This is a genomic window from Noviherbaspirillum denitrificans (assembly GCF_002211445.1).
GTDB lineage: Bacteria > Pseudomonadota > Gammaproteobacteria > Burkholderiales > Burkholderiaceae_D > Noviherbaspirillum > Noviherbaspirillum denitrificans.
This window is the reverse complement of the sequence record NZ_LSTO01000028.1, coordinates 1-5708: the sequence shown is the minus strand read 5'-3', so window position 1 is coordinate 5708 and position 5708 is coordinate 1. Positions and strand designations below refer to the sequence as shown.

Annotated in this window: 4 protein-coding genes; all 4 read right to left on the bottom strand. The window is 61.6% G+C overall.

The window, feature by feature from the left end; translation table 11 throughout:
• Positions 1–941, bottom strand: a 941-nt coding sequence (locus AYR66_RS27780) for a phosphomannomutase/phosphoglucomutase (RefSeq protein ID WP_088710763.1), incomplete at its 3' end; no start/stop codon positions are given.
• Between the two features lie 140 nt (positions 942–1081).
• Complete coding sequence (locus tag AYR66_RS27775) at positions 1082–3337, bottom strand: polysaccharide biosynthesis tyrosine autokinase (RefSeq protein WP_234815114.1); 2256 nt, start codon at positions 3335–3337, stop codon at positions 1082–1084.
• 79 nt (positions 3338–3416) lie between these two features.
• Positions 3417–4556 (bottom strand): polysaccharide biosynthesis/export family protein, encoded by a 1140-nt coding sequence (locus AYR66_RS27770; protein ID WP_088710762.1) that lies wholly within the window; start codon positions 4554–4556, stop codon positions 3417–3419.
• A gap of 479 nt (positions 4557–5035) precedes the next feature.
• A partial coding sequence (locus AYR66_RS27765) for an ABC transporter permease (RefSeq protein ID WP_141104352.1) occupies positions 5036–5708 on the bottom strand: 673 nt, incomplete at its 5' end.

The following is a 5708-nucleotide window of genomic DNA, read 5'->3' as shown; positions in this document are numbered from 1 at the left end:
CCCGTTTCGCGCAGCTTGGCTTTCACCAGCGAATGCCCGGTCTTCCACATCAGCGGCACGCCGCCGTGCTGCTTCACCCATGGACCGATATGGCGCGTGCACTTGACGTCGTACAGGATTTCCTTGCCCGGATGGCGGGTCAGCACATCCTTGGCAAACAGCATCAGCTGGCGGTCCGGATAAATGATCTGGCCATCCTTGGTCACCACGCCCAGGCGGTCGCCGTCACCGTCAAAGGCGAGGCCGATCTCGGCGTCGGTTTCCTTCAGGCAGCGGATCAGGTCTTGCAGGTTTTCCGGATGGGCGGGATCGGGATGGTGGTTGGGGAAGTTGCCATCGACTTCGCAGAATAGTTCGATCACGTCGCAACCCATCGCGCGGAACAGTTCGGGCGCGAAGGCGCCGGCCACGCCGTTGCCGCAATCGACCGCGATCTTCATCTTGCGGCTGGTCTTCACATCGCCGACGATGCGTTCGATGTACGCCTGCTTGATGTCATGCGTACTGTAGCTGCCGTTGCCCGACGCAAAGTCGCCGCGCACGATGGTCTGGTACAGGCCCTGGATCGCGTCGCCATAGATTGCTTCGCCGGCCAGCACCATCTTGAAGCCGTTGTAATCGGGCGGGTTGTGGCTGCCAGTGACCATGATGCCGGATGTCGCATCAAGCACATTCGTGGCGAAGTAGACCATCGGGGTGGCGACCACGCCGAGGTCGATCACGTTGACGCCGGCGCGCTGCAGGCCGGAGGCGAGCGCCGCAGCCAGTTCCGGGCCGGACAGGCGGCCGTCGCGGCCGATGACGACAGTCTGTTCGCCCTTGATGCGCACCGCCGTGCCGAACGCTTGTCCGATGTGGCGGGCGATGCCGATGTCGAGGTTTTTGCCGACGATGCCGCGGATGTCGTAGGCCTTGAAGATGGACGGAGAGATGGGGAGCACTGTGAGCAGGTGGATAGGTTGGTGAAATGCATCAACCGTAGGGTGGGTAGAGCGCAGCGAAACCCACCATCCACCGTTCGCTAAGCGCACGGTGGGTTTCGCTGCGCTCTACCCACCCTACGAATCCTTTACCGTGTCGGTTACGACGCCTCGATCAGTGGCGTATTACCCGAAGACCGCTGGTTGTACCCGTATTTCCCGTAGGTGTACCCATAGCCATACCGTCCCGGACGCACTTTCAGGTCATTGAACAGCACGCCCTTCGCTTCCAGCCCCGCCTGCGCCAGCCGCTTCATCGACTCGCTGATCTCGCCAGGCGTGGTCACGCCGGCGCGGGTCATGATGTAGATGGCACCGCAGTGCGCGCCGACGATCATCGTGTCGGCAACGGCCAGGATCGGCGGCGCATCGATCAGCACGAGGTCATAGCGCGCCGACAGCTCTTGCAGGAAGGCGCCGAAATTCGGACGCAACAGCAGCTCGGACGGATGCTGCGGCAAGGTGCCGGTGGTGATGAAATCCATGTTCTCGATCACGTCGTGATGGATCACCTGGTCGAGGCGCCGTGCACCAGCGATCGCATCGGACAGCCCGTCATGGCGGCCGAAGCCGAAGTACAGGTGCAGCAGGCCATTGCGCAGGTCGGCATCGATCAGCAGCACCTTCTTGCCGGTCGCCGCCATGATCGCGGCGAGGTTGGCGGATACGAAGGATTTGCCCATGCCCGGCGTGGCGCCGGTGATGAGAACCACGTTGTTCTTGAACTGCGGCATGGAGAACTGCAGTGCCGTGCGGAAGTTGCGCAGGCTCTCGACCGCGACGTCGGTGGACGACACGTTCGCCAGCAGCGGCACCTTCTGGTGCTTGGCATTGACCTGCTGGTACAGCTCGCGTTGCTTTTTGCTGTGCGGGATGGTCGCATAGACCGGAATGCCCGCGATCTGCTCCACTTCCTCCGGCGAATCGACAGCACCAGCCAGGGACCTGCGGAAGAATGCCGCAACCACGCCAAGGAACAACCCGGCCAGCAGCGCGAGCGCCAGGATCACCGGACGGTTAGGCTTGACCGGCTTTTCGGGCAGCATCGGTGCATCGACCAGGCGCACATTGCTGACCTTGCCGACGGTGATCAATCGCAATTGCTGTGCGGTGTTGAGCAGCGCTGTGTACAAATCGGTGTTCACCTTCACTTCACGCTGCAGGCGCAGCAGGTTCTGCTCAAGCGACGGCAGCTGCTTGATGTGGTCGTTCATTGCCGAGATCTGGCCGTTGATTTCGCGCAGCTGGCTGTCGATACCCTGCACAACCGGATGCTCGTCGGTATAGCGCGCCAGCAGCTCGATCTTCTTCTGCTGCAGTTCCATCTTCTTCAGCTTTGCGGCCGAGGACTGCTGCAGCGTCAGCTTGGATTCCTCGCCCAGGTCGACCGTGCCGTTCTGGTTGCGGAAGGCGTTGTACTTCGTTTCAGCCTGCTCCAGCTGGCCCTTGATTTCGGGCAGCTGCTTGTTAAGGTAGGCGAGCGATTTCTCGGCTTCTTCCGTCTTGCGAGCGGCATTCTGCTTCACGTACTCCTTGCTGATTTCATTGAGCACGACATGCACTGTGCGCGGGTCGGAGCCGCGCAGGCTGGCGCCGATCACGCCGGACTGCTTGCCGCCGAGTTCCTCGACTTTCATCGCATTCTGGATGCCTTCGATGGTGGCCAGGCGCGAGCTGCGCGACATCAGGAATTCCGCGCCGGGCTTGCCTTCGAGCTTGTTGACGCGCACTTCGATGGTGCCCTTCGGCAGTTCGAAGATCGCGGTTTCACCGACACGCGCCTTGAGGTCGATGCCCTGCTCCTGCTGCAGCAGGCGAAACTCGCCGTTGGGCTCGGCAATCACGCTGAACTCCTTGTTGAGCAGGAATTCCGGCACGTTGAACACGGCGACGTCGATCTTCTCCGCACCCCAGGTATAGCCGCCCCAGCCGAACAGGCCCGGCGTCGACAGCTGCTTGTTGCGATCCGCCAGCCAGTCGCCCACCAGCGGAACGCGCTTCGGTGTCGCGTTGATGTACAGGCGGAGGTTGTCGATGGCGCGCGACACCACCAGGCGCGACTGCAGCAATTCCATTTCCGCGAGCGCCGAGGTCTTGACGTCGAACATCGACTGCATGTCACCGACGATGTTCTGCGACTTCGACTGCCCCTCTTCCTCGACGTGGATCAACATGTTCGCCTGGTAGACCGGCGTTGTGGTGAAGGCATAGATTGCGCCGAGCAGCAAGGCGACCATGGTGATGGTCGCGATCAGCCATCGGTTTGCCCACAGCACGTCGAGATACGTGGCCAGCTCGGCTTCGTTTTCTTGTGGCCGGGCCGGGCCGGTCAACAGGGGTATGGATTGATTCATCATAGGATTCTTTGCTTGTTGTTGGTACAGGAACATGCCGTGCGGGACAAGACCCTCCTTGCGAACCGTGCTGCCTTCACTGCTAGCGCGTCGGACCGACCGCACCTACAGCCGACGAGAGGGCACCCGGCAGAAGCAGGCTGATCGAGCGATGCCAGTTGGCCAGCGGCGTCGCAGCGACATACACGACATCCTTGGGCGACAGCTCGAAGCCCTCCGCCATTGCCAGCGCACCCGGCGAACGTCCGTCGAGCTGGTAGACCACCTGCTCGGGACCGTTCTTGCGAATCACGTAGATCTGGCTGCCGTCGCCGCTGGTCGGATTGATACCGCCCGATTCGCCCAGCGCTTCATTCAAGGTCAGGCGGCCGTTATGCATCGGCAGCGCACGCGGGCTGACCACCTCGCCTGACACGAAGACCTTGCTCTCGTCGCGTGATCGCACGCGGATCACGTCGCCGCTGGTGAGCAGGATGCTTGCGGGATTGACGCCACGCTGCACGAGCTGCGGCAGGTTGATGGAATAGTTCACTCCAGCGCGGTTCACGATGATCTGGCTCTGGTCGCCCGACGGCAGCACGCCGCCCGCGCGATTGATCGCCTCGACCAGCGTCATCGGGATATCGTTGATCGCCTGCAGCCCGGGGTTCTTTACTTCGCCGTCGACGTAGACGCGCTTGCTGCGGAAGGACTGCACGCGCAGCGTGACTTTTGGCTGCTTCAGGTACTTGGCCAGCCTGTTCGCCAGCAGGTTGCGCGCCTGGTCCTGCGTGAGGCCGGCTACCTTGACCTCGCCTGCGTAAGGAAACTGGATGATGCCCTCGTGATCGACAATGAAGCCGGCCGGCGGCGCCGTGGTCGCGGAGGTCGATGCATCCGCGCCCGTGCCGACGGGACCGGCGGTCGCCACCGTGGCCGAATTCGACAGTTCGGGATGATCCCAGACGACGATGGACAGCACGTCGCCGGTCTCGATCGTGTATGGCCCCGGTTTGCCGAGGAGCTTGCTGATGTCCTGCGTCACCTGCTTCTCGCGCACCTCGCGCTCGGTGCGCACGAGTTGCGGGGTGATGTGCCGCAGGACAGGATTGATGTTCTCGGCCGCGGTTCCCGGGGCGGGCTCGGGCTCTTTGGTATCCGAACTGTAGTTCGATCCATTGAAGTGCAGGCCGGGCGCGACGGATGCGCAACCCGCCACCAGCCACGGCATGACAACAACCATACTCCATCTCTTCAGAGATGCTTTGGACTTGACGTGCATATGATTACCCCACTGAGTAGTACGATCCGGCCACGAAGGCCGCTTGGCTTTTGAGAGATGCATCATCGGGATGGAGCTGCGCGAGCCGTGGTGTTCGGCATTGGCCGGCAAACGGTATGTGCCGTGTTGGCATGTGATGAGTGGCTCGCTCCATCTCGTTCATTGCCGGTTGACTATTGGCGACTTATCTTATGCACAACTTTACGTTGGCTCTTCATGGCTGTTTTGACACTCATCAACGGCAACCCAGATATGAAATGTCGTTGAATCAAAGCGTTGTTTTGTTCCAGGCGACGCACTTGCCGCAGCCATGTCCTGCATTGAGGATAGGAGCAAGGTGAGTTGCACGGCTTGCGAAAAAGCACGTAAAAAGACGAAGGGACTTAATCGAAATTAAGTCCCTTGATTTGATGACGCAGGGGAATGTGTCTGGCGGTAACTCAGGTGCCGCGCAAGGTCTGCAACGGCGGATGGTTCAGCACGTTACGCAGGCCCACCCAGCCGCCGATGAATGCGCATAGCGATCCGACGAACAGGCCGGCAATCCACACTACCGGGCTGAAGGTCCACTCGAAGTTGAACACGAAGCGTGCGAGCGCCCATCCCACTCCTGCGGCGCCGCTCGCGGCAAGCATGCCGGCCAGCCCGCCGACGAGCGCGAACTCGATCCATTGCGACTGCGACAGTTGTGTCCGCGTGGCACCAAGCGCGCGCAACAGGCCCGACTCGCGGATGCGCTCGTCCTGCGACCCGACCAGCGCCGCATACAGCACGAGCACGCCCGACGCCAGCGTAAACATGAACAGGAATTCAACCGCTGCGATCACCTGGTCGACCACGCTTTGCACCTGGCGGATCATGGCGCCCACATCGACCACGGTCAGGTTCGGATAGTCGCGCGTCAGCCGGTTGATGAAACCCGACTGCTCCGCCGGCAGGTGGAAGGCGGTGATCCAGGTCTGCGGCATGTTCTTCATGATCGAAGGGTTGAGGATCACGAAGAAGTTCACGCGCATCGAACCCCATTCGAGCTTGCGCAGGCTGGTGATCGTCGCGTCGACCTTTTGCCCGCCGATATCGAATTGCAGGCGGTCGCCGAGGTTCAGGCCGAGC